Genomic DNA, 23,870 nt, shown 5'->3' on the forward strand with positions numbered 1-23,870 from the left:
CGGAAATAGAATGTGCACTTATTAATAATGCAAGTATATTTAAGGCAGCTGCTTATAGCATTGTAGCCTCGCATAAGGCAGCTCAGGCAGGAATTTTCAATTGATCACAATACTGGTTTTTCAAGCTGATTTGCTATTTGAATTTTGCCCAGAATTGTCTATAAAGGAAGACAGGGTGGTTGTATTTTATGCCAATTCCCGAACGCTTATCCCGAAGGCATATTGACGGTCGCCGCCACCCTTGTCCCCTGACCTTTTTCTGGTTTTGGTCACCGCGATGTCATCGCAAAACCTCATTGCTCTCTTTCCACAGGAGGTCACCATGAGACGCGGACTATACTTCATGCTGCCTGACGTTACCAGCGCCAGGGCTATGCTCGATGAACTTTTACTGGCACGTGTTGATGAACGGCACATGCATTTTTACGCGAAAGAAGGTATGTTGCCAGCGGATATGCCAGCTGCCAATTCCTTTCAAAAAACTGATCTGATCCACGGTGCAGAAACAGGCATGCTGATAGGTGGGATTGCGGGTTTGCTGTCAGGTGGTTTGTTATTGATTTTTCCACCTGAAAGCGTGGAAATGCGTATTCTGGTTTTGTTGATATCTACACTGGGTGGCGCTTTCTTCGGATCGTGGGCATCGGCCAAGGCTGCGGCAGCTACACCCAGTTCCAGCTTGCAGCCTTTTCGCGCTGATGTTGATGAAGGGAAAGTGCTGTTGATGGTCGATGTACCATTCAGGCGCTTGACAGAAATCCAGGAACTGGTCAGCAAGCGCCATCCAGAAATTCACTTTGGTGGTATCGACCCGCATGTCCCCGTGTTTAGCTGAAGCACAATCCCGGAAGCCTGCGAAAGTGAGAACAGGTCAGAACAAGTCAAAACACGTCAAAACAAAGCACAGTAAAGCAGAACAGGGCTGAACAAACACATTGTTTCTTCCGCCTTTGTTCTCTGCCTTGAATTATTCATCTAACAAGTCTCTTCTCAATCTACGGTGCTTGAATTAGGAATACAATGGCTAATTTTTTAGACAACATTCCTGAATATGACAGAGACTGCCCTGGAGTTACGTGGCCTGAATAAAAGTTTTGGCCGCCCTGCTGTGGAAAACCTGAACCTGCAAGTACGTCGTGGCGAACTGTATGCCTTGCTGGGGCCGAACGGTGCTGGTAAAACGACGACGCTGCGCATGGTTGCCGGCCTGATATCGCCCGACAGCGGCAGTATCCATATCCTCGGAACAGATCTGGCTACTGATGCAGCCGCAGCCAAGCGCAAACTGGCTTACCTGCCGGATGACCCGATGTTGTACAACAAACTCAAGCCTTTTGAATACCTCGAATTTGTTGCCGGCCTGTGGGGTGTGGCGGCTGATGTTGCTGCACCCAAGGCACAGGAATTATTGACCTGGCTGGATCTGCTCAAGCATGCAGATGAACTGACCGAAGGTTTTTCGCGCGGCATGAAGCAAAAGCTGGCACTGGCAGGCGCACTGATCCATCAACCTGAACTGATCATTCTCGACGAACCACTGACCGGACTGGATGCAGCAGCCGCCAGGCAAGTCAAGGATGTGCTGTTATCCCACGTCAAACAAGGCGGTACGGTAATCCTGACCACCCACATCCTCGACGTGGCGGAAAGGTTGGCAGAGCGCATAGGCATCATACAAAACGGCAAGCTGATTGCTGAAGGCACGCTTGAAGAATTGCGTACCCAGACCAGTCACAGTGCGGCGACACTGGAAGAAGTATTTTTGCAATTGACGGAGCCAGCATAAATGAGCGGCATGAGCGGAATGAGTGGATCAAAGCGCTGGTTCAATTTCAAGCCGGGCAGTGCAGCCTGGTTACTGATGCATGAATGCCGCCTGTTTTTCTATGATATGGGCGAAAACAAGCCAGGCCATGCTGCCGCCCGTGGCATGTCGGTTTTTGGCATGGGCCTGATATTGCTGGCCATTGCCATCATACATTTTGGTGTATGGATGGCGATGCACAAGATGCCGGCACTGGATGGCGAGATGCCCCCTTTCATGCTGATCGGTGCCGGTATCGCGATGCTGGTGGCGTTCAGCCTGATGCTGTCACTGGGCCTGACCCGCAGCGTCCGGGCCTTGTTTGAGCGGGGCGACCTGGATTTGCTCCTGTCTTCCCCTCTATCGTCAAGAACCATCTTCAGCGTCAGGCTGGCAGGTATCGTGTTTGGCGTGAGCATCTGGTTTTTTCTTTTGCTGGCCCCGGTCGCCAATGTCGGTTTGCTCATGGGGCAGCCACGCTGGCTGGGCATTTATGCGGCGTTATCCGGGCTGGCTGTCATTGCGTCAGCGCTGGCGATGTTGCTGACACTGGGCCTGGTTAAAACCATAGGCGTGCGCCGCACCCGCACAGTGGGGCAGATACTGGGTGCACTGACTGGTGCCAGTATTTTTATCTTGACACAGGTATTTGGCAACTTTGGTAAAGACCTGCGTCAAGATGTACTTACTCAATTGACACCCTGGTTTCAGCCAGGTGGCATGTTGGATGCGCAAAGTCTGGTCTGGATGCCTGCTCGCGCACTGTTCGGTTCCTTGCCGGCAATACTGATTTTTCTGTTGCTTAGCCTGGCATGCTTCTGGTTCACTGCTCAGTTTACGCATAACTTTTTTGTCCGTGGCGTGCAGCAGGCAGGTGGTGATCAGCGCAAAGACCCGCTTCAGTCGTCGACGGCGACAGGTGCATCTGCCAGCTTGCCGGTCCAGGCACACAACTTGGGTCAGAGGCGTTTTCAACATAGCCTGCGCATGACCATCATCCTGAAAGAATGGCGCCTGATCGCACGTGACCCGCAATTGATTTCACAGGTTCTGCTGCAATTATTGTATATGGGGCCCTTGTTCCTGCTGGTGTACAAAGGTCAGACCTTATTGCCGGGTGTGGCTGCCGGGCTGGTTTTCCTGGCAGCGTCACTGGCAGGTTCGCTAATCTGGGTGATGGTTTCTGCTGAAGATGCGCCAGACTTGCTGCGCGCAGCGCCGGTAAAGCCATCAATGATTTTGATCAGCAAATTGATTGCTGCTATCTTGCCTGTCATGGTTTTACTGGCACCTTTGCTGATCTGGCTGCTGCTACAGCAAACCATTCTGGGTCTGGCAGTGTTAGTCTGTGCATCAGCCGCCATGCTGGGTGCGGCGCTGATCCATTTATGGCAAGCCAAGCCGGGTACGCGTGCCCAGTTTAATAAACGCGGGCAGTCCCAGATACTGGCCGGGCTGCTGGAAGCGCTGAGTTCTTTCGCCTGGGCTGGCTGTATTTATACCGGCATACTGTACAGAAACTGGCTATGGATACCCGTTCTGGTAGCTTTGCTAAGTCTGGCGATGGCCTGGGTGTTCCGGATTGAACGAAACGCCTGATCACTTGTCTATGTCTTGATCTGATAACCCTGGATTTTTTAACCATGCCTATATTCACAAAAAAAAGAATTTTTGTTGCAATTGGATTGTTGGTAGTAGCTGGCGCTGCTGTTACGTATTATCAAAAAGAACAGGGTAAAACCAAGGAAGAAGAGCCCAAATTTCGTACAGCGGTAGTCGATAAGGGTAATATTACGCAGACCGTAACAGCCAGCGGCACGCTCAACCCGGTAGCGTTGATCAATGTCGGCTCACAGGTCTCCGGCACGGTGGTTGAGCTGAAAGCCGATTTCAATGACCGAGTGAAGCAGGGCCAGGTTTTGCTGAAGCTGGACCCGACCATCTTCAACGCACAGATTAAGCAAAGCGAAGCCAGCCTGACCTCTGCCGAGGCATCAAAACGGCTGGCACAGGCCACGCTGGATCGTAATCAGAAGCTGGTCACGCAAAACTATATTTCCGCCACGGCGATGGACCAGGCCAAGCGTGAAGTGGAAGTGGCAGATGCCAATATCAAGCTGGCCAAGGCCCAACTGGATCGCGTGCGTGCCGATTTGAATAACAGCGTCATACGTTCACCTATCGATGGTGTGATCATCAAGCGCACCATCGATATGGGGCAAACCGTTGCTGCATCTTTCCAGACACCTAACCTGTTCCAGATTGCGCGTGACCTGACCAAGATGCAAATCGATACCAGCGTTTCGGAAGCCGATGTCGGTTCATTGAAAGATGGCTTGCCAGCGCGTTTTGTCGTCGACGCCTATCCTGACCGCGAATTCGAAGCGAAACTGCGGCAGTTCCGCCTGGCCGCTAACGTGCAGCAAAATGTAGTCACCTACAATGTTGTTCTCGATGTCGATAATAAAGACGAATTGCTGAAACCTGGCATGACAGCACAGGTACGCCTGGTGGTTGGCAGTCGTGAGAATGTCGTGCGCATCCCGACAGCGGCTCTGCGTTATAAGCCCAGTGAAGAAGACCAGGCGAAAGAAGCCAAGGCCCTCAAGGACAAGGAAAAACAGGATGGTAAAAGCGCAGCATCTGCGCAAGCCAATGTACCTGCACCAGAGGCAGATGATGATGTTGCCTTCCGCACCAAAAAAGACCTGACACGTACTTTTAAACTTTACAAGTTGGATGAAAAAAACCAGGCGAAGGCTGTCGACGTGAAAATCGGTCTGTCAAATTTCCGCTATACCGAAGTGATTTCCGGTGACTTGAAAGTCAGCGACAAAGTCATCATCCGTGCCATAGACAAGGCCAGTGGAGCACGTTGATGACTGATACGCTGATAGCCATACGGCAGGTCACGAAAAGCTATTTTTCTGGTGGTATTGAAACCAAGGTCCTGCATGGTATTGATGTGCAGGTGCCGCGTGGAGATTTTCTTGCGGTGATGGGGCAATCTGGCTCTGGCAAATCGACACTGATGAACATACTGGGTTGCCTCGATCAGGCCACCAATGGGTCTTATCTGCTCAATGGTGTCGATACCCTGAGCCTGTCGCGTTCGGAACTGGCAACGATACGCAACCGCACTATTGGCTTCGTGTTCCAGAGTTTTAACCTGATCAAGCGCATGAGCGTTGCTGAAAACGTCGCTCTGCCGCTTATCTATGCCGGGGTCGGGCGTGACAAGGCGCACAAGAAAGCACTGGTCGAACTGGAACGTGTGGGTCTGAAAGATTATGCCAAACGCCTGCCCAACCAGTTGTCTGGCGGTCAGCAGCAAAGGGTGGCAATTGCGCGTGCGCTGGTGGCAGACCCGCCGCTGATCCTGGCCGATGAACCTACCGGTAATCTTGATACCCAGACCAGTGAAGACATCATGTCTTCCTTGCAGCAATTGAATGCCGAACGTGGTATTACCATCCTGCTGGTGACGCACGAGCCGGATATCGCTGCTTACAGCAAACGCCTGGTGCGACTCAAGGATGGTCATGTCTTATATGATGGCCCGGCTGCTGAGGGCCTGAGGCAACTGGCCGCATCGCATATTGAAGCAAAGGCAGAGACAAGATGAATTTCCTCCAGGTTTTTATCGAGGCATTCCGTTCCATGAATGCCAACCGCCTGCGCACTGCACTGACCATGCTGGGCATCATCATCGGTATCACATCAGTGGTGATGATGCTGGCTGTCGGCGAGAGCGCCAAAAAATTTATCGCCAAGGAACTGGAAGTACTGGGTAGTAACCTGATGATTATTTCACCAGGTGCCAACCGTACCCAGGGTGTGCGTGCGCGTACCGGCACGGCACCGTCACTGTCAGTGGAAGATGCAGTTGCATTGAATGAGCTGACGACACTCAACGGTGCTGCACCAGCGTTGCAGGGTTTTTTCCAGCTGACCGTAGGCAATGACAATTCAAATAATGCCGTACTTGGCATTACACCCGAAATGTTCAAGGTGCGTAACTGGAAAGTGGACCAGGGCAATGAATTCAGTGATTCTGATATCCGCGGTGCGGCACGCATGGTCATCATCGGCAAGAAACTGGCCGAACAATTCTTCTACAAGGATAATCCCGTTGGCCAGTTTGTCCGTATCGACAATGTACCGTTCCAGGTGGTGGGGGTCTTGCAAGGTGAAGGCCGCATGTTTGATGGGGGAGACTTGGGCGAAATGGTGTTGATACCCATCACCGCGGCGCGCGCCACACTGATGCGCAGTCCTTTCCCGCGCAATGTGCATTATGTTGTGGTGCAGGGCAAGAGCGACAAACAATTGCATGATGCCGAAGAAGATATCAAGGACATGCTGCGCGACCGCCACCATATCAAATCCGGGCAGGAAGATGATTTCCGCATCGATAATCTCGCGTCCATTGCCGAAACCGGCGCCAAGATCAGTGCCGGCCTGGCTGCCATGCTGGGTGCCATCGGTGCTATCTCATTGATCGTTGGCGGCATCGGCATCATGAATATCATGCTGGTATCCGTGACAGAACGTACGCGTGAAATCGGCATACGCATGGCTATTGGTGCCAAGCCGCGCGATGTATTGTTGCAGTTCCTGACCGAGGCCGTGGTGATTTGCCTGGTTGGTGGCATCATCGGCATCTTGCTGGCGATGGCTGGCGCTGCCGCGATTACTTCTACTGGCAAGCTCGAAGTCATCATCGGTTTGCAAGCCATGGTCGTTGCCTGCGGCTTTGCCAGCTTTGTCGGAATCTTCTTTGGTTTTTACCCGGCCCGCCGCGCATCGCGTTTGTTGCCGGTAGATTGTTTGAGATATGAGTAGCGTATAAGGCAGGTGAAAAATGAAAAAACCGGGCATGCCCGGTTTTTTTATCATCATCCCTCATTCATGGATGATAAATGTAGATGACCACAGTCCTGATCTATTTCTTTGACCTGGCGATTAAAACTTCCAGCACCTTCATCGTTGCCTGGTATAACTGGTCGCGCGGTACATTGGCATTGGCGCCACCTATCATCGCAGGATTGGTCAGGTAACGCCCATCAATAATAAAAGTCGGGGTGCTGTCGACTTTATAGGCAGCCACGACCTTGCCCAGGTTCTTCAGCTTGGCAATAACACCAAAGGAATTGTAAAAGCTCAAAAATTTCGCTTTATCAATGCCGTTCTTGACTGCCCATTCTATATTTTCAGCATCGCTGGTCAGGCGACGGTGATCCACATGCCAGGCTGTCAGTACCTTGCTATGCATGGCTGCTTCCAGGTTCATGGCTTCCAGTGTCAGGAACAAATGCGCTTCAGGATCATTTTCACCCGTCAGCGGCATATGTATGCGGCGGAAAACAATATTGTCACCCTGTTTCTTCACCCATTCATTGATGGTTGGTTCCAGCGCATTACAGGCTGGGCAGTGATACATGAAAAATTCAATGACTTCAATTTTTTTACCACTCACTTGCACTGGTTGCGGCGCTGCCAGTGTGATGAAATCAGCACCGTTTTTAGGGTCGGCAGGACTGGCGAAGGCAGTGGTGGCAGCGAGGCTGAGAGTAATCAGCAGTAAGCGCAAGAGACGCATAAGTTTCCTTTATCGTGAAGCAAAACAAGCCTGCGAGCTTACCAGCATTTCTGCAAATTCGCATTTCATGCCAGGGCTGGTTGCAGGCTCCTATGCTATGGATAGCGATACCGGTACTTAGTTCAGAGAAAAAAGCCGCAAATTCGTCAAACATCTTTAAAAAACCATAAATTTCATCGCAAAACCTTGCGCGGGCAATCAATTCATAGAAAAATGATTCACGGGTTTTTGTCATATTGGTCAGTTAAACCGCTTGAGCCCGTACTCCTTCCCAGCTTGTGGAGCCCGCGCAATGATGACCGTGCCTGTCATAATCGACTTCGAAGCATCTGGCTTTGGTAAAGGCAGCTACCCCATTGAGGTCGGCTTTTCTCTGCGCCATGGAGAAGGCTGGTGTACGCTGATACGTCCCGAATCTGACTGGCAGCATTGGGATGCGCAGGCAGCCCGCATACACCGCATACTACGCGAGACCCTGGTCGAACGCGGAAAATCGCCTATGCTAGTGACCGAACAGCTCAATACCGTACTGGCTGGCCTGACGGTGTATACCGATGGGTGGACCCAGGACTATATCTGGATGGCGCGTCTGTATGACGCGGCAGAACGGGTACCCAATTTTCGTCTGGCCGATCTGCGCGAGATTATTTCGCCGCAGCAGGAAAGTGTCTGGCATGCCACCAAGAACCAGGTGCAGGAAGACCTGAATATTTCCCGCCACCGCGCCAGCAATGATGCCAGGATATTGCAGATGACCTGGCTACGCACTTATGACGCCACCCGCTGTGTTCATTAAACCTCATCCATTGCTCAATTAGCATCGCATTTGGCTATTTGTAAAAAATGAATGCCAAATTATCACTCAGGCAAGGCAAAATACGATTTGCCCGCTTTCTTTGAAAAGTCTTTTGTCAGACATCAGGTATTTATTTCCTGATGTCTGACAAAAATTGCCCAGCCTAAATGGTGTATCTTAAGCATAGCTTAACTTGACAAAGAAATACGCTAATTGCAATGAGGAGATAGATTTGTTGAAGAAATGGCTCATCCGTATCGTGTTGATCTTGCTGGGATTGATCGTCATCCTGCTGGCTTATCTGTTGCTTGCGCCTGTACCCATCAATCCGGTCGCCTGGCAGGCGACGCCGTTTACCGGTTATTCGCCACCACATGCGCGCAATGAGAAACTGGCCGCCCTGAAAACCATCGCTATCGGTGAAGAAACGGGACCTGAGCATATTTTGATGGGGCCAGATGGCTATCTGTATGCGGCCGTGACTTCCGGCGCAATCCTGCGCATGCAGCCAGACGGTGGCCAGCGCGAAGTATGGGTCAACACCGGCGGACGTGTATTGGGTTTTGCTTTTGATGCAGCTGGCAATATGATCGCTGCCGACGCTTTTCGTGGCTTGCTGTCAATCAGCCCTGACAAACAAATCAAGGTATTGACGGACAAGGTCGGTGACAGCCCGATCTTATATGCGAATGCAGTCGTGGTTGCCAAAACCGGCAAAATGTATTTTACCGATGCTTCGCAACGCTTTGGTGCGAAGGAATATGGCGGTACTTTTCATGCCAGCGTGTTGGATATTCTGGAGCATTCTTCCACCGGCAGATTGCTCGAATATGATCCGGCCAGCCAGCAAACACGCGTCATTGCCGAGGGTATGTGTTTTGCGAATGGTGTTGCGCTCAACGCCAGTGAGCAATACCTGATCGTCAGCGAAACAGGCGAATACCGCATCTGGAAAATTGCCATCACAGCACAGGGATTGAATCTCAAGAATAAGCCTGACAAAAAACTGGCCAGCTTATTGTTACGCGATCTGCCTGGTTATCCCGATAACCTGATGCGCGGTCTGGATGGCCGCATCTGGCTGGGCCTGGTCAAACCGCGCGGTGCTGCCATAGACGGCATGGCTGAAAAACCTTGGCTGCGCAGTCTGACCTTGCGCCTGCCGCGCGCCTTGTGGCCGGTCCCACCTGCGTATGGGCATGTGATTGCCTTTAATGATGCAGGAAAAATTCTGGCAGACTTGCAAGACCCTTCCGGACAATATCCCGAAACCACAGGCGTCACCGAAACCGCAGACAAGCTGTATATCCAGAGCCTGCATGCGCATGGCATAGGCTGGTTGCCCAATCACCTGACCAGGAAATGACGAATCTCCCTTCTTCTGTCGATGCCGAAGTCGATGTGCTGGTCATCGGTGGTGGCATCAATGGTGCCGGCATCGCCAGGGATGCAGCCGGGCGCGGCTTGCGCGTCTTGTTATGCGAAAAAAATGACCTTGCTTCGCATACCTCATCAGCGTCCACCAAGCTAATACATGGCGGTCTGCGCTATCTCGAATATTTTGAATTTGGCCTGGTGCGCAAAGCTTTGCAGGAGCGTGAAGTACTGATGCGCTCCGCCCCACATATTATCAGCCCGCTGCGCTTCATCATGCCGCATGCCATGGGGCAAAGACCGGCGTGGATGATCAGGATGGGCTTGTTCTTGTACGATCACCTGGCCAAAAGGGAATTATTGCCAGGCGCAGAAAGCTTGCGTCTGCAAGAGCATGTAGCCGGCAAGCCTTTACGTGCGGATTTGCTGCGCGGCTTTGCTTATTCTGACGGCTGGGTCAATGATTCCCGTCTGGTCGTTTTGAACGCGATGGATGCGCGTGAAAAAGGCGCAAGCGTGTTGACCCGCACCACCTGCATCGCGGCACAGCGTTTTGATGACCACTGGATGTTGCAATTGCAGCAGGCTGATGGTCGCCAGCTTACGGTGAAAAGCCGCAGCCTGGTGAACGCCACCGGCCCCTGGGCAGTGAATGTCCTGCACAACATCATGCACCAGAAAGCAGCCAGAACCTTAAGGCTGATCAAGGGCAGTCATATCGTCGTCAAGCGCCTGTTTCATCATCCGTTTGCCTATATTTTCCAGCATCACGATGGCCGCATTGTGTTTGCCATTCCCTATGAAGATAATTTCACTCTGATAGGCACGACGGATCTTGATTACACAGGTTCACTTGATGAAGTCGCGATTACTGGTGATGAAATTGCGTATTTATGTGAACTGGCGGGTCAATACTTTACGCAGGTGATCTTGCCTGCGGATGTGGTCTGGTCTTATTCCGGCGTGCGGCCGCTGGTGGAAGAAACACACGCGGGCGACAAAGAAAAGGCCGCCGCACTGACGCGCGATTACCGACTTGAACTCGATACCATGCAAGCGCCTTTCCTGAATGTCTTTGGAGGTAAGATTACTACCTACCGCAAGCTGGCAGAGGAAGCCCTGTCGCTGCTGGCACCAGTGCTGGGCCATGACAGCCCAGCATGGACTGCGCAGGCTTGCCTGCCGGGTGGTGATATTGTCGGCAGCATTCCGAGTAACCGGTCTGTAAGGGAATTTCCACAATTCATTCAGCAATGTCAGCATCAGTACGGCTGGTTGCCACCAACGCTGGTTGAACGCTTTGCGCATGCTTATGGCACCCGCATTCATGTCTTGCTGGGGCAGCGCCAGTCGCTGGCCGATATGGGGGAAATGCTGGCACCTGGCCTGTATGCCGCCGAAGTGGACTATCTGGTGCAACATGAATGGGCGCGTACGGTCGAAGATATCCTGTGGCGGCGTAGCCGTCTGGGTCTGCATCTGTTAGGTGAAAACACGAATCGCCTGGCAGCCTGGCTTGTGCACGCCAGGAAAACACCGTAATTTCAGACGACTAAGCCTTCATTGAAAGTTTGAAATACGAAGGCTTTCCACTTTGTCTTGCCATATGTGTGTCTGGGCGGGACTCGCCATCAATCAAACCAGGTGACTAAGCTAGTGGCGAATCAAGTGACTGATCGGAGTTGCATGATCCTGGTCTTGGCCGCATTGAAATACCCGCATTTCATCATCTGAGCGCCTGACCCGTCTGAGAATCATTATCGAATCGCCATCTGGATTAATTGTCTTAAGATAAAGATGTACGATGTTTTGCCGCTCTGGTGCAGATTTTATTCATCATTCGCATTGCTGCCTGTCCCCGTCTTTTGCAGTTCATTCCATCGAATTTGCGCACTGTCGCATAGCGATAGTCTTGTTTTTCCGCTTTGCTTATTCTAAGCATACGCAATCAAAAAACGGGAGAAATCCATGAACAAGACCGAATACATGGGCGCGCTGCGCCAGGCACTCGAAGGCCAGTCTGCCGCCCAGATAGAAGAAACCATGTGGGCCTATGAAGCCAGGTTCAACGAAGGCCGTGCTGCCGGTAAGTCTGAAGAGGAAATTGCCGCAGGCTTGCCCAAACCCGAATTGCTTGCAGCACAAAAAAAAGCCAGCAACCGCTATCAGGCCCTGAAAACCAGTTTCACCCTTGGCAATATTGCCAGCCTGATAGTCGCCTTGATCGGGCTGATGTTTTTCAATTTGTTTCTGCTGATACCTGCCATTGTCTATTTCAGCCTGCTGTGCAGCAGTTATATCATTGCCCTGAGCTTATATGTTGCTGGCATAGGAATCACTGCTGCCAGTCTGTCTGGCGTGGAAAATTTCAACTTTGACCTGCCTGCTGGTTATCACCACGTCCACAAGAATGGTCATTACGCAGTCAATGGCAAAAACCATCGCGAAAATGTGCGCGTCGATGTGACGGAATCCGGTATTTTGATTGATGGCGAACCAGTCGACAAAACAGGAGTGGATGTCAACACCAGCGGCAGCAGTAATTTGCCGGTTTCCGTATCAATGGAAAAAACCGATGAAAAATTGCATGTGGAAGTCGGCAACCATTTTTATGGTGCAAAGATCATGACAGGCATTGGCATCTTGTTAGGCTCGATTGTCATGCTGATGTTCAGCATGTTCATGACCAAATATACCTTTATCGGTGCCAGGCATTACCTGCGCTGGAATTTATCGCAACTTCACCTTGCGCCACGCCCAGCTTGAACTTGTCATCACATTCTGCACCCCCTTTAACATCAGGAGAACATCATGAAAAATATTATCCGTACCGGCCTTGGTATGTTGGCCTTGTCAGTTGTGCTTACCGCTGCTTCTGTCGTCTTTATCAAGGCCCATGCCGGTAATATCGCTGCGTCTGGCAGCGGTTCAGAAGCCAGCGAAATACGTCAGGTCAATGCAGGCGTGGTCAATATCGTCATGCACGGGCCAGTTGATCTGGTTGTCAAGCAAAGCGCCACGCCGGAGCTATTGATCAAGGGTGACCCGAAACTGGTGTCACGCGTGACCACAAGGATGGAAGGTAATACTTTGCATATAGGCACACGCGGCATTTTCATTTCCTTCGGTAAATCAGAACAAACCAGGGCGGAACTGAGTTTGCCAACACTCGAAAAACTGCAAATTGCGGGTAGTGGTGACGCTAGCGTGAAGGGGTTTCGTGGCAATAAAGTGGATTTATCCATGAATGGTTCCGGCGACCTGATCTTTGATGGCGAATTTCAGCAGGTGACGGCCAGTCTGCATGGCAGCGGCGATCTTAATCTCAACCTAGGCAGCAGCGAGGCGATAGACTTGAATATCAACGGTTCAGGCGACAGCAATATCAAGGGCCAGACCAAATTGTTGACCGCAAAACTGACAGGCTCTGGTGACTTGAACGCCAGTTCCTTGAAAAGTGGGCAGGTGATTTTGAATTCACTGGGCTCGTCCACCAGTAAAGTATTTGCCAGTCAGGAAGTCAAACTGAAATTAATGGGTAGCGGTGACGTGCACATCTCTGGCAATCCGCAGAAACGCAATGTGGAGCGCCTTGGCTCTGGTGAGGTGCGCTGGGACTAAAAACGCGTGCAATAATTTAAGCAGCAATTCAGGCGGTAAATACTTGCTGCCTGAATTGTTGCTTAAAAGAATGATATTTTCCACATGAAATCATTGCAAGTGGAAAATTTTATTCATTTGTGTATCTTTTAGATGATTAAAAGTTCGCCACGGGCAGGTTGGTACGGAAACTCTATTTACTTGACGCATTTTTCTGCAATAATCATTGCGCATATGTAAGAATTTGTTTCAAAAACAAATAGCAAGACCTGTGTTTGCATCTGTATGCAATATGCGGGTCCATTTCCAACCTGACCGCCAAGAATCATGACTGCTACTTTAAGTAAGTGCTTGACCGTGTTGTTTGTTGTGTTCAGTTTCATCAGCGGCGCTGCCGCTCAGGAAAATCCCATGCAGTTTCTCAGCCGCGCCAATGCCAAGGTTGCACGGGCTGCATCGTTGAAGAATCGCTGGGAAGGGCCGGTAGACGGGCCAAAACTGCAAAAGAAAAAGAAAATCATCTTTATTGCCTCCGATATGAGTGATGCTGGTGTCAGCGGCGTATTTGCCGGTGTGCGAGAAGCCAGCGCGGCGGCGGGTTGGGAGACCCTGCCTATCGATTGTCGCGGCCGCTGCAATCAGGGATCGGCAATTGTCAGCCAGGCACTGGACATGAAAGCGGATGGCATCATTCTGGCCGGTGTCGATGTCGGCAGCCAGGCAAAAGGGATGGCGGCGGCCGCCAAAGCCAAGGTACCGGTAGTGGGTTGGCATGCTTCCGTCAAAAATGGTGCGACAGATGGCTTGTTCACCAATATCACCACCAATCCAAAAGAAGTGGCACAAGTCGCTGCTTTGTATGCTGTGGTCGAATCAAATAACAAGGCAGGCATTGTGATTTTCACTGATTCCACCAATCCGTACCTGGCAGCGAAATCGGCGGCCATAGTGGAAACCATCAAGCAATGCGAAGGCTGTAAATTGCTCAGCATTGAAGATGTGCCCCTGATTGACGCCTATACGAAGATGAAAACCGTTGCTGAAAATCTGGTGAAGCGCCATGGCAGCAAATGGACGCATGCCATTGCCGTCAATGATTTCTATTTTGACTTGCTGGAAGTGCCGGCAACCGCCGCCATCATCGCCAACAACAAGCTCGTTGGTATTGCCGCAGGCGATGGTTCTACTACGGCCTACAAGCGCATTCGTGCCAACAGCCTGCAAACCGGCACGGTACCAGAACCCCTGTCCATGCACGCATGGCAACTGGTCGACGAATTGAACCGCGCTTTCTCGAATGCCGAACCAAGCGGCTATATCACCGCTGTACATCTGGTGACCGGACAGAATATTGCGTATGACGGTGGGCAAAAGAATATGTTTGAACCGGGCAACGATTTCAGGACACACTACCAAAAATTCTGGTCCAAGTAAGAGGCTTGATCAAGTTACTGCGCGGCGCGATTTTGAACCTGCGATGCTCATCGTACTTTTGTACGACTGCGCTTCTAAATTCAAACTAGCGTCGCTCGCTACGCTTACTCAAGCTTCCTGGGCTGTATGTATTAAAACAAAAGACCGGTTAATCCGGTCTTTTGTTTTTCTGGCCTAGGTTCTCTGGGTAACAGCATTGAGGATATTGCCGGGGACGGATTTGTCCAGGTACATGCGCTGGTCGGCGATTTGCATGAGTTTGTCAGCGCTATTGCCATCGGTGGGGAAGAGGGCGCAGCCCAGTGCCGCATGTATTTCTACGACGTGGCCCTGTATGGTGCAACTGCCTTCCAGCATTTTCTTCAGTCGTAACAGAGTGCTGTCGAGTTGTGATTCCTGGTTGACGCCAAAGGTCAGGGCGACGAATTCATCGCCACCTATGCGGCCGACGAAGTCGGCTTGCCGGCAGAAATTTTTCAGGCGTCTCGCGACTTCCTTGAGCAATAAATCGCCGGCCTGGTGGCCATAGCGATCATTGACAGCCTTGAAATGATTGAGATCAATCAGGATAAAACCAAAACCTTGCTGATGTCGGGCACTCTGCGCAATAGCCTTGTCCAGCATCTCATCGACATGGCGGCGATTGGGCAGGCCAGTCAGCGCATCTTCACGTGCCATTTCCAGTATGCTTCGCTGGGCGCGCAGATTGCAACTGACGCTGACGCCATAAGTCCAGCTTAAGGTACACAGTACCAGTACCAGATACACCACGTTGAGCAAGGGATGGCTGGCCAGTTGTGTATCATCTGCCGATACGAAGGCAAGATACCAGCGCAAGGCAAAGCCCATCGCCATGGTGAGCAGTGAAATAGCACCTATGCATGCTGCCATCAGATCGAGGTCACGGGTTTTCCAGACCATGATGCAAGCGGTGACCAGCATCATGCTGGCAGCGATCACATCATGGAACAGATAACGGCGTATCATGTCGTCCCGGTTGACGAATGCCAGCACAATGAACAACGGGACGAGGGCCATGCCCCAGCGCCAGCGATACCGGGAGGCAAAGCCGCGAAAGCGCAAAGTGCCTTCCAGCATCAACAAGGTGGTGGTCAGCGTCAAAGAATTATTGATGGCAATGATCAGGGATTTTGGTACATCAATGATATTGATGAGCCGTATAAGCAAAAAGACAGGTGCGATCAGTGTGGCTGCAGCGGCCCAGAAACCGGTGCCGGGTATGCCGCGATTGATGCGCCATACCGCCAGCATGACCAGCATGGATATCACGCTGACGCAAAGGACGACAATATTAAGCGTTGCTCTATCCAGGCTGACCATAAGGATGTTTGCTTGTAACATCTAAAAAATTTCGGACTGATGCTGTTTCAGATAATTCGTTAATCAAAGCCTGACAGCATTCCCCTATTATGACGCAAACTTATGCATAACTATCCAGATAATTCTCAATATGACAACGTCAAGAATGTCGTTGTCATCGGTGGTGGCCCAGCGGGTTTGATGGCTGCCGAAACCCTGGCTTTAGCAGGCGTGCAGGTCGATTTATATGACGCCATGCCCTCGGTGGGCCGCAAGTTTTTGATGGCTGGTAAGGGCGGTATGAATTTGACCCATTCTGAAAATTTTGTCTCTTTCATGACACGTTATGGCCAGCGTGAAACAAGCCTGAAAGAAATGATAGCTAAATTTGATGCTGTCGCTTTACGTGATTGGGCAACTGAACTCGGTGTACCTACCTATGTGGGCAGTTCAGGCAGGGTTTTTCCGGTGGACATGAAAGCAGCACCTCTCTTGCGCAACTGGCTGCATCGCCTGCGCACGCAGGGAGTGCGTTTTCACATGCGGCACCGCTGGCTGGGCTGGGCCGATGCAGGCATGCTGACTTTTATGACGCCAGATGGCGAAGTGGCGGTGCCGGCCAAAGCGGTCATATTGGCGCTTGGTGGTGGCAGTTGGGCGCGTCTTGGCTCTGACGGCGCCTGGGTAGACATCGTCAGGCAGCGTGGTTTGCCAGTGGCTGAGCTGCAAGCGGCAAATTGTGGCTTTGATGTCGGCTGGACGGATTTTTTCAAGTCGCGGTTCGCAGGACAGCCTTTGCTGACCGTTGCCGCCAGAGCGCAATCGTCAGGTTTGCCGATGCGCCAGGGGCAGTTCGTGTTGACCGAAGATGGTGTCGAAGGCAGTCTGATCTATGCCCTGTCCGCATCCTTGCGTGAACAGATCAATGCGAAAGGAAGGGCGATACTGGAACTGGATTTATTGCCTGATACACCGCTGGAAAAAGTGATTGTAGAAGTCCAGCATCCACGAGGCTCACGTTCGCTGTCGAGTCATTTGAAAACCCGTTTGGGTCTAGATGCCTTGAAGACAGCGCTGTTACATGAGTGCCTGAAGAAAAGCGATTTTGAACAGCCAGATTTGCTGGCGCGGGCGATCAAGTGCCTGCCCCTGGTTTTGCGGGCTGCCCGCCCGATAGATGAGGCCATCAGCAGCGCAGGTGGCGTTTGTTTTGAAGGGCTGGATGCCAATCTGATGGCCGTGAAATGTCCGGGCGTGTTTTTTGCCGGCGAAATGCTGGACTGGGAAGCGCCAACCGGCGGCTATTTATTGACAGCCTGTTTTGCCAGCGGCAAAGCTGCCGCACAAGGTATGCTCAACTGGTTGAAAAATTTTGAACAATGCTGATTTAGCGCAGATGAAGCACGTAGAAATAGGTACAATAACACTTTCCTTGCGTCATCATTCGCATCATTTTTAATGGCTACAATATTTTGGCATTTCCAGAGTTTTCAGTATGAGTGATTCCCGTCAAGCGCCACGTTCCAATGTGACCTGGCGTGCAGCCATTCAGGTAGTTCCCGGTAAAATCGTTCCGGCCAAAATCGTCAGCTTTACCTCACACAGCATACAGATGCAAACCAGCGTCGTGCTGAAAGAGAACCAGACTTATCAGATGATGATGGAAGTGCCAAGTACCAGTGATGCGTCCCAGCGTACCCAAGTCGTATGCAAGGCTACCTGTACATACACCATACTCAGTGGTAATGAATACCGCGCCGGCATGAAATATTTTGATTTCCCGGCACAACACCAGGCCCTTCTGGCTGAATGGTATGCGTGAGCCTGCACCTGTATGTATCTGCTGCATCTGCGGCATCTGCAACACGCAGGCAGCTGTGATATAAAGGGGTTTGCTCATTTGTCGCCAGTTCTGTGGCCCATTTTTACACCATGCATACCGATACCGCCTTACCAGAAACAGCACAACGCGTCGCCCATCTGCTGCAAAGCCTGGGGCATGACCAGGCCATCGTCATGTTGCCCGCATCCGGAAAAACTTCAGCAGAAGCTGCTGCCGGCCTGGGTTGCCAGGTTGCTGAAATTGCCAAATCCATCGTCTTTCGCCGCCTGCATGATGATGCTGCCGTCATGGTGGTGGCAAGTGGCATCAACCGTGTTGATGAAAGCAAGGTCGCCGCGATTGTCGGCCCGCTCGGTAAAGCCGATGCCCGTTTCGTCAAGGAAAAAATAGGTTATGCCATAGGTGGCGTCTGCCCTATCGGTCACGTAGAAAAAACCGTGATGTTGATCGATGAAGATTTGCTGCAATATCCGCATATCTGGGCAGCAGCAGGACATCCGCATGCCGTCTTCAGGCTGACGCCGGATCAGTTAAAAACCATGACCGGCGCACCCGTTGCCGATGTGGCTTTGCGCGCATGAGTATCCTGCATGAATTCGACCCGGCGCAGTTTGTCGTCCAGCCTGGTGCGACGGTGCCATCGCCCTGCATCAATATCTGCCGCATGGATGAAAAAACAGGCTTGTGTAGCGGTTGTTATCGCACCATCGATGAAATTATTTGCTGGAGTAAGGCAGATAACCACAAGAAGCTGGAAATCTGGGAATTGATACAACAAAGAATTTTGCCCTGACTGCGTGCACTGGCAAGGGCTACCCTTTATGACCGTACATGGTGTTTGCAATGTCTCAGGCAAAGGATGACGATGAAACAGCTGGACTGGTATTTCGATTTTATTTCACCGTTTGCTTATTTACAAAGCGAACTGCTGGGGCAACTCAAGGGTGTTGAAGTGATCCATTACCATCCGGTTTTATTTGCCGGTTTGCTCAATCACTGGGATAACAAGGGGCCAGCAGAAATCCCACCCAAGCGCTTATGGACTTTTGAGCATTGTGCCTGGCTGGCACGCAAGCACGGTATCCCTTTGCGTATGCTGCCCGAGCATCCGTTCAACCCCCTGCCTTTATTGCGCTTGTGTGTGGCAGCGGGCAGTACCGCTGAGATAGTGCAGCGCCTGTATCGCTTTGTCTGGCGTGATGGCCACATCCCGGCGCAAACCGAACACTGGCAAGCGCTACTGGCAGAGTTGCACATGACTCCCGCCATGCTGGATACACCTGCTATCAAGGATGCGCTCAGGCACAATGGCGAAAAAGCCATTGCTGCCGGCGTGTTTGGTGTGCCTGCTTCCGTCGTGGATGGCCGCTGCTTCTGGGGGCTGGACAGCACAGATATGCTGCAAGCCTGGCTCGACGGTGATACCTTTTTTCAGTCCTCTGCCATGCAGGCGGCGCAAAACATGCCCAATGGTTTGCAACGCAAAATAAAGGAGGCGAAATGATGACGCTACCTGCAAGCATGCAAGTCTTTGAACGCGGCTGGCTGTCAGCAAATAACATCCTTTTCATGGATGAGCAGCAGACGGCGCTGGTTGACAGCGGCTACCTGACGCATGCGCCACAAACCCTGGCGCTGATACAGCAAGCACTGGGTGCACGCAAGCTGGATTTGCTGGTCAATACCCATTTGCACTCTGACCATTGCGGTGGCAATGCCTTATTGCAGGCACATTATGGCTGCCGCACCCTGATACCTGTTGCCGACACGGCAGCAGTCGCGGCATGGGATGAAGATGCATTGAGCTATACCGCAACCGGGCAGCAATGCCAGCGCTTTGGTTTTGATGCCAGCTTACAGCATGGTGACAGCCTGCAACTGGGTGGTATGGAATGGCAAGTATTGTCAGCACCCGGGCATGACCCGCATTCCATGATTTTGTTTTGCCCACAGGAAGCCATACTGATTTCTGCCGATGCCTTATGGGAAAATGGCTTCGGTGTCATTTTTCCTGAACTGGAAGGCGAATCCGGTTTTGCTGAACAAGGGGCCATTTTGCAAGTCATACGCGAGCTCAGGCCGCGTATTGTCATACCCGGTCACGGCGCTGTATTTTCCGATGTGGATACCGCCCTGGCGCGTGCCGAGTCCCGCCTGGATTACCTGCAAGCCGACCCCAGGCGTAATGCGCGAAATGCTCTTAAAGTCATGCTGGCTTTCATTTTGCTTGAGCAGCGCCAGCTCACTTTGCAACAAGTGTTCAGCCAGCTTGGCCATACCCGTGTATTCACGTCGTCTTCGCGGCTGCTGGGTGTGACAGTTGATGAACTGATCCCACAAATCGCCAAAGAACTGGTCGCCGCTGGTGCGGCCAGGCTCGATGGTGATTTGTTGATCAACGCTCGCTAAGCCAGGTGGCATCAGTTTGAGCAAGCGTGTTTAGCTTGCCAGATTTTTTAAACCCAGAACCTCGATTTTTTCTATGCTGGGCGGGGCGGTAAACAATTCTTCCGCCTTCGCCATCAATGCCTGTGCGATAGGCCCTTGCAAATGCGCCTGGCGACCGGCTTCATTTTCAAAGGCATCAAAGACACCGAAGACATGGTCGGATAATTGCAGCGCGAACCAGATGGGTGTCGTGCTTTCCTGATTGGCCAGGGCCAGACCCATTTCCAGGAAGGCGGCAACATCGGCAGCTTTGCCTGGTTTGGCTTCAAAACGGGCGAACAGGGCGTGCTTGATCATGATATTTCTCCATTTGTTGTGATCGCAGGGTTGCGATGAAGGCAGACTTTACAGATCAACCGACTTGGTTGATACTGGCGCGATTGACATCTTTGGTATTAATCCTGCCACGGACACACCATGAATATAAACATCCTCGCGCTTGATGGCGTTTTTGATACCGGCCTGTCCATCGTGCTTGACGCGCTGACGACAGCGAATGAATTGTCGGCCATGCAGGCTGATCCGACAGCACCCATGAAGGTGTCCGTCGTAGGCATGCGACGGCGAGTACAAACTGCGCAAGGCATGAGCGTACCGGTAGTGCATGTGAATGAAGCCCCCACGCCTGATCTTGTTATCGTACCTGCCCTTGGGTATAAGATGCCGGATGTCCTGTTACAGGCTTTGGCGCGCCCGGATGTTGCCGACGCCGGTTTGGCACTGCGTGACTGGGCGGGTGCCGGCGCACGCATTGCTGCTGCCTGCATAGGCACGTTCGTGCTGGCAGAAAGTGGCCTGCTCGATGCGCAGGATGCCACGACGACATGGTGGTTGAATCCCCTGTTTCGCCAGCGTTATCCTGCCGTCCGCCTGAACACCAGCCACATGATCGTGCATTCGGGACAGTTCCTGACGGCGGGTGCCGCTTTCAGTCATATGGACATGATGCTGTGGCTGATACGCCAGGCCAGTCCGGAACTGGCCAGCCTGGTTGCCAGCTACCTGGTGGTAGATAGCCGGCCTTCGCAATCTGCCTATATTATTTCTGACCACTTGTCGCATGCAGACCCGATCGTCGAGCGCTTTGACCGCTGGGCGCGCAGCCATCTGGGTCAGGGTTTCAACCTGGATGAGGCAGCCGATGCACTGGCGACCAGCAAACGTACACTGGCAAGGCGTATCCATGACGTGCTGGGCAAGACGCCGGTCTCTTATGTGCAGGATTTACGCATAGAAAAAGCCGTCCATCTGCTAAAGACCAGCAACCATAGTGTTGAACAGATTGCGGGCCTAGTTGGCTATGCCGATGGCGTCACTTTGCGCACCTTGTTGCGGCGACGGCTGGGCAAAGGCATACGCGAAATCCGGAAAGACTGATTGCACGACGCTATGTGCCCTGTTATTTCAAGGTATACCCAGCTTCAGAAAATGAACTCACCGGCGCCAGGTCGGCATACTCGGTGGGGCGCCCCTGCTGTTTGGCCATGAAGGCTTCCATCAGGTTGCTGCTTTGCCAGATGCCGGATTGCAGCCAGCCCATCTGTTGCAAAGCATCATGTGTGCTATGGTCACGCGCATAATGAATGGCCTGCTTGCTACCCCAGATGGCGACGGGGGGCTTTTCTGCAATCTCAGTGGCCATTTGCAAGGCGGCTTCCAGCATTTTTTCCTGGTTTTCAAATACCTCATTGACCAGTCCCACTGCGAGGGCGCGCTGGGCAGGCAGGCGGCGACCGGTGTAGGCCATTTCATGGACTATGCCTTCCGGTATCAGTTTGGGCAGGCGTTGCAGGGTGCCGAGGTCAGCGGTCATGCCGATATTGATTTCCTGTATGCAGAAAAAAGCGTCGCTGCTGGCAAGGCGTATGTCGCTGGCACAAATCAGGTCAACCCCGCCACCGATACAGCCGCCGTGGATTGCCGTAATCACTGGCATGCGCAATTGTTCTATCAGGTTAAAAGCATGGTGCATGTCTTGCAGTGCCAGCGCAATATTGGCACGCCCCACTGCACTGGCATCATCGAGTGTCATGCCGCCGCCAGCAAAAACATCAAGCGCCATGCCTGCCGTGAAATGTTTGCCGGTGGATGAAATCACCAGCACGCGGGCGCTTGCCTGGCTTTGCAGGGTTTGCAGTATGTCTGTCAGCTCACGAAAAAACACCGGCTGCATGGTGTTCAGGCTGGCCGGACGGTTAAAGCGCAGGTGGGCAATCTTGTGATTGATAGCGAGGTCAAAACATTGGTAAGTCATGGTGTCTCCACAGGAATTTATTAGCACTGTAAAATCATACTGGATATATGCTACTTTAGAGGATACTGACCATGGCTCTTGATACACCGAATTCGCGTTTACCGGCAGCATTGCAGCATTTAACCTTACCCGTCATTGGTTCCCCTTTGTTTATCGCCAGTGGTCCCAAACTGGTGGCGGCACAGTGCAAGGCTGGGATTGTCGGTTCTTTCCCTGCGCTCAATGCCAGGCCGGCGGAAATGCTCGATGTCTGGCTGACCGAATTGCAGGCGGAGCTGGCAGCCCACCAGGAAGCCCATCCCGATGCCCTGATCGGCCCGATTGCCGTCAACCAGATCGTCCATCAGTCCAATGACAGACTGGCGCATGATGTCGAAGTCTGCGTCAAGCACCAGATTCCCATCATCATTTCATCCCTGCGTGCACCACCAAAGGAAATGCTGGATGCCATCCACAGCTATGGTGGCATCGTCATGCATGATGTGATTTCCATACGCCATGCGCAAAAAGCGCTGGAAGCCGGCGTGGATGGTCTGATCCTGGTGGCAGCCGGTGCTGGCGGGCATGCCGGTGGCCTGTCGCCATTCGCCCTGGTGGGCGAAGTACGCAAATTTTTTGATGGCCCGATTGCCCTGTCCGGTGCGATTGCCACTGGTGATGCCGTGCTGTCAGCGCAGGCCATGGGGGCAGATTTCGCCTATATCGGTTCACGCTGGCTGGCTACCTTGGAATCGAATGTCGATGAAGCCTATCGTCAGGCCATACTGGAATCAAGCGCTGCCGATATCGTCTACACCAACCTGTTTACCGGTGTGCATGGCAATTACCTCAAGAAATCCATCATCGCCGCCGGTCTTGACCCTGATAACCTGCCGGTAGCCGACAAGACCAAGATGGATTTTGGCTCTGGCGGTGGCAGCAAGGCCAAAGCCTGGCGTGATATCTGGGGCGCCGGGCAAGGCGTTGGCCTGATGGATGATGCGCCCACGGTGGCCGAGGTAGTGGCGCGTCTGAAAACAGAATATATGACGGCCAAGGCGCGCCTGCTTGCATTGTAAAATTCTGAAAGGCAAGAAATGTCAAAAGCGTATGTAGTTGCCGAAATTAATATTACCAATCCTAAAGGCTATGCAGAATACCGGCCCTTGTCCACGGCCAGTGTTGCCCAGTATGACGGGCAGTTTCTGGTCAGAGGCGGAGCGCGTGTGCAAAAAGAGGGTGGGGATGACGAGCATCATGAGGGCTGGCGTACCGTGATTGCAGAATTTCCTTCATTGGCGCAGGCGCAACGATGGTACGACTCGGTGGAATACAGCAAGGCCAGAGAGGTGCGCCTCGCCAATTCAATTGGTCGCCTCTTCATTGTTGAGGGGGTTGCATCGGTAGCCTGAAATG

The 23,870-nt window shown here is 52.2% G+C and carries 25 protein-coding genes; 21 read left to right on the forward strand and 4 right to left on the reverse strand.

The window, feature by feature from the left end:
- The first annotated feature begins 322 nt into the window (after nucleotides 1-322).
- The 6 genes from ACO0LH_RS25045 to ACO0LH_RS25070 all read left to right on the forward strand — a co-directional run bounded on the left by ACO0LH_RS25045 (nucleotide 323) and on the right by ACO0LH_RS25070 (nucleotide 6,649).
- Nucleotides 323-835, forward strand: a complete 513-nt coding sequence (locus tag ACO0LH_RS25045) for a DUF1269 domain-containing protein (protein WP_422943869.1) — start codon at nucleotides 323-325, stop codon at nucleotides 833-835.
- A 216-nt stretch (nucleotides 836-1,051) separates the two neighbouring features.
- Nucleotides 1,052-1,786, forward strand: a complete 735-nt coding sequence (locus ACO0LH_RS25050; RefSeq protein WP_422943870.1) for an ABC transporter ATP-binding protein — start codon at nucleotides 1,052-1,054, stop codon at nucleotides 1,784-1,786.
- 18 nt (nucleotides 1,787-1,804) lie between these two features.
- A complete protein-coding gene (locus tag ACO0LH_RS25055; protein ID WP_422943871.1) occupies nucleotides 1,805-3,403 on the forward strand; it encodes a putative ABC transporter permease subunit in 1,599 nt (532 codons plus the stop codon).
- Nucleotides 3,404-3,489: 86 nt separating this feature from the next.
- Nucleotides 3,490-4,683 (forward strand): efflux RND transporter periplasmic adaptor subunit, encoded by a 1,194-nt coding sequence (locus ACO0LH_RS25060; protein ID WP_422943872.1) that lies wholly within the window; start codon nucleotides 3,490-3,492, stop codon nucleotides 4,681-4,683.
- Nucleotides 4,683-5,429 (forward strand): ABC transporter ATP-binding protein, encoded by a 747-nt coding sequence (locus tag ACO0LH_RS25065; RefSeq protein ID WP_422943873.1) that lies wholly within the window; start codon nucleotides 4,683-4,685, stop codon nucleotides 5,427-5,429. The genes ACO0LH_RS25060 and ACO0LH_RS25065 overlap by 1 nt, the downstream gene beginning before the upstream one ends.
- Nucleotides 5,426-6,649, forward strand: a complete 1,224-nt coding sequence (locus tag ACO0LH_RS25070; protein WP_422943874.1) for an ABC transporter permease — start codon at nucleotides 5,426-5,428, stop codon at nucleotides 6,647-6,649. The genes ACO0LH_RS25065 and ACO0LH_RS25070 overlap by 4 nt, the downstream gene beginning before the upstream one ends.
- 100 nt (nucleotides 6,650-6,749) lie before the next feature.
- On the opposite strand, the gene ACO0LH_RS25075 is transcribed toward ACO0LH_RS25070, so the two are convergent.
- Nucleotides 6,750-7,406 carry a thiol:disulfide interchange protein DsbA/DsbL gene (locus ACO0LH_RS25075; RefSeq protein ID WP_422943875.1) on the reverse strand — a complete coding sequence of 219 codons (657 nt, stop codon included), beginning with the start codon at nucleotides 7,404-7,406 and terminating at the stop codon, nucleotides 6,750-6,752.
- Nucleotides 7,407-7,698: 292 nt separating this feature from the next.
- Between ACO0LH_RS25075 and ACO0LH_RS25080 the strand changes: the two genes are divergently transcribed.
- From ACO0LH_RS25080 to ACO0LH_RS25105, 6 genes are all read left to right on the forward strand, one after another.
- Nucleotides 7,699-8,202 carry a hypothetical protein gene (locus ACO0LH_RS25080; protein WP_422943876.1) on the forward strand — a complete coding sequence of 168 codons (504 nt, stop codon included), beginning with the start codon at nucleotides 7,699-7,701 and terminating at the stop codon, nucleotides 8,200-8,202.
- A gap of 232 nt (nucleotides 8,203-8,434) precedes the next feature.
- The gene (locus ACO0LH_RS25085; RefSeq protein ID WP_422943877.1) at nucleotides 8,435-9,568 is read left to right on the forward strand and encodes an SMP-30/gluconolactonase/LRE family protein; all 1,134 of its coding nucleotides are present in this window, start codon (nucleotides 8,435-8,437) and stop codon (nucleotides 9,566-9,568) included.
- The gene (gene glpD, locus ACO0LH_RS25090) at nucleotides 9,565-11,118 is read left to right on the forward strand and encodes a glycerol-3-phosphate dehydrogenase (protein ID WP_422943878.1); all 1,554 of its coding nucleotides are present in this window, start codon (nucleotides 9,565-9,567) and stop codon (nucleotides 11,116-11,118) included. Before ACO0LH_RS25085 ends, glpD begins: the two co-directional genes overlap by 4 nt.
- 426 nt (nucleotides 11,119-11,544) lie before the next feature.
- Entirely contained in the window at nucleotides 11,545-12,342 is a 798-nt protein-coding gene (locus ACO0LH_RS25095) for a DUF1700 domain-containing protein (protein ID WP_422943879.1), read from the forward strand.
- A gap of 45 nt (nucleotides 12,343-12,387) precedes the next feature.
- Nucleotides 12,388-13,197 carry a head GIN domain-containing protein gene (locus ACO0LH_RS25100; protein ID WP_422943880.1) on the forward strand — a complete coding sequence of 270 codons (810 nt, stop codon included), beginning with the start codon at nucleotides 12,388-12,390 and terminating at the stop codon, nucleotides 13,195-13,197.
- Between the two features lie 306 nt (nucleotides 13,198-13,503).
- Nucleotides 13,504-14,610: a substrate-binding domain-containing protein gene (locus ACO0LH_RS25105; protein ID WP_422943881.1), complete on the forward strand. Its 1,107-nt coding sequence runs from the start codon at nucleotides 13,504-13,506 to the stop codon at nucleotides 14,608-14,610.
- 174 nt (nucleotides 14,611-14,784) lie between these two features.
- Here the strand turns inward: ACO0LH_RS25105 and ACO0LH_RS25110 are convergent, their stop codons facing one another.
- Nucleotides 14,785-15,972, reverse strand: a complete 1,188-nt coding sequence (locus tag ACO0LH_RS25110; protein WP_422943882.1) for a diguanylate cyclase domain-containing protein — start codon at nucleotides 15,970-15,972, stop codon at nucleotides 14,785-14,787.
- Nucleotides 15,973-16,053: 81 nt separating this feature from the next.
- On the opposite strand from ACO0LH_RS25110, the gene ACO0LH_RS25115 reads away from it, so the two are divergent.
- The 6 genes from ACO0LH_RS25115 (at nucleotide 16,054) to ACO0LH_RS25140 (ending at nucleotide 20,182) form a co-directional block, all read left to right on the forward strand.
- Nucleotides 16,054-17,316, forward strand: a complete 1,263-nt coding sequence (locus ACO0LH_RS25115; RefSeq protein WP_422943883.1) for a TIGR03862 family flavoprotein — start codon at nucleotides 16,054-16,056, stop codon at nucleotides 17,314-17,316.
- A 109-nt stretch (nucleotides 17,317-17,425) separates the two neighbouring features.
- Nucleotides 17,426-17,752 carry a hypothetical protein gene (locus ACO0LH_RS25120; protein WP_422943884.1) on the forward strand — a complete coding sequence of 109 codons (327 nt, stop codon included), beginning with the start codon at nucleotides 17,426-17,428 and terminating at the stop codon, nucleotides 17,750-17,752.
- Between the two features lie 110 nt (nucleotides 17,753-17,862).
- Entirely contained in the window at nucleotides 17,863-18,354 is a 492-nt protein-coding gene (locus ACO0LH_RS25125; protein WP_422943885.1) for a YbaK/EbsC family protein, read from the forward strand.
- A complete protein-coding gene (locus ACO0LH_RS25130; RefSeq protein WP_422943886.1) occupies nucleotides 18,351-18,566 on the forward strand; it encodes a DUF1289 domain-containing protein in 216 nt (71 codons plus the stop codon). The genes ACO0LH_RS25125 and ACO0LH_RS25130 overlap by 4 nt, the downstream gene beginning before the upstream one ends.
- 72 nt (nucleotides 18,567-18,638) lie before the next feature.
- Nucleotides 18,639-19,277, forward strand: coding sequence for a 2-hydroxychromene-2-carboxylate isomerase (locus ACO0LH_RS25135; protein ID WP_422943887.1), 639 nt, complete (start codon nucleotides 18,639-18,641; stop codon nucleotides 19,275-19,277).
- Nucleotides 19,274-20,182 carry an MBL fold metallo-hydrolase gene (locus ACO0LH_RS25140; protein ID WP_422943888.1) on the forward strand — a complete coding sequence of 303 codons (909 nt, stop codon included), beginning with the start codon at nucleotides 19,274-19,276 and terminating at the stop codon, nucleotides 20,180-20,182. Before ACO0LH_RS25135 ends, ACO0LH_RS25140 begins: the two co-directional genes overlap by 4 nt.
- Before the next feature lie 30 nt (nucleotides 20,183-20,212).
- Here ACO0LH_RS25140 and ACO0LH_RS25145 read toward each other — a convergent pair whose 3' ends face one another.
- The gene (locus ACO0LH_RS25145; protein ID WP_422943889.1) at nucleotides 20,213-20,518 is read right to left on the reverse strand and encodes a putative quinol monooxygenase; all 306 of its coding nucleotides are present in this window, start codon (nucleotides 20,516-20,518) and stop codon (nucleotides 20,213-20,215) included.
- Nucleotides 20,519-20,638: 120 nt separating this feature from the next.
- Here ACO0LH_RS25145 and ACO0LH_RS25150 point away from each other — a divergent pair, with 120 nt between their 5' ends.
- On the forward strand, nucleotides 20,639-21,598 hold the full coding sequence (locus ACO0LH_RS25150) for a GlxA family transcriptional regulator (protein ID WP_422943890.1): 960 nt from the start codon (nucleotides 20,639-20,641) through the stop codon (nucleotides 21,596-21,598).
- 22 nt (nucleotides 21,599-21,620) lie between these two features.
- On the opposite strand, the gene ACO0LH_RS25155 is transcribed toward ACO0LH_RS25150, so the two are convergent.
- Entirely contained in the window at nucleotides 21,621-22,475 is an 855-nt protein-coding gene (locus ACO0LH_RS25155; protein ID WP_422943891.1) for an enoyl-CoA hydratase-related protein, read from the reverse strand.
- 71 nt (nucleotides 22,476-22,546) lie between these two features.
- Here ACO0LH_RS25155 and ACO0LH_RS25160 point away from each other — a divergent pair, with 71 nt between their 5' ends.
- A complete protein-coding gene (locus ACO0LH_RS25160; protein WP_422943892.1) occupies nucleotides 22,547-23,533 on the forward strand; it encodes an NAD(P)H-dependent flavin oxidoreductase in 987 nt (328 codons plus the stop codon).
- 18 nt (nucleotides 23,534-23,551) lie between these two features.
- Nucleotides 23,552-23,866, forward strand: coding sequence for a DUF1330 domain-containing protein (locus tag ACO0LH_RS25165; protein WP_422943893.1), 315 nt, complete (start codon nucleotides 23,552-23,554; stop codon nucleotides 23,864-23,866).
- The last annotated feature ends 4 nt before the right edge of the window (nucleotides 23,867-23,870 follow it).

It is taken from the genome of Undibacterium sp. TJN19 (assembly GCF_049339485.1).
Classification (GTDB): Bacteria; Pseudomonadota; Gammaproteobacteria; order Burkholderiales; family Burkholderiaceae_D; genus Undibacterium.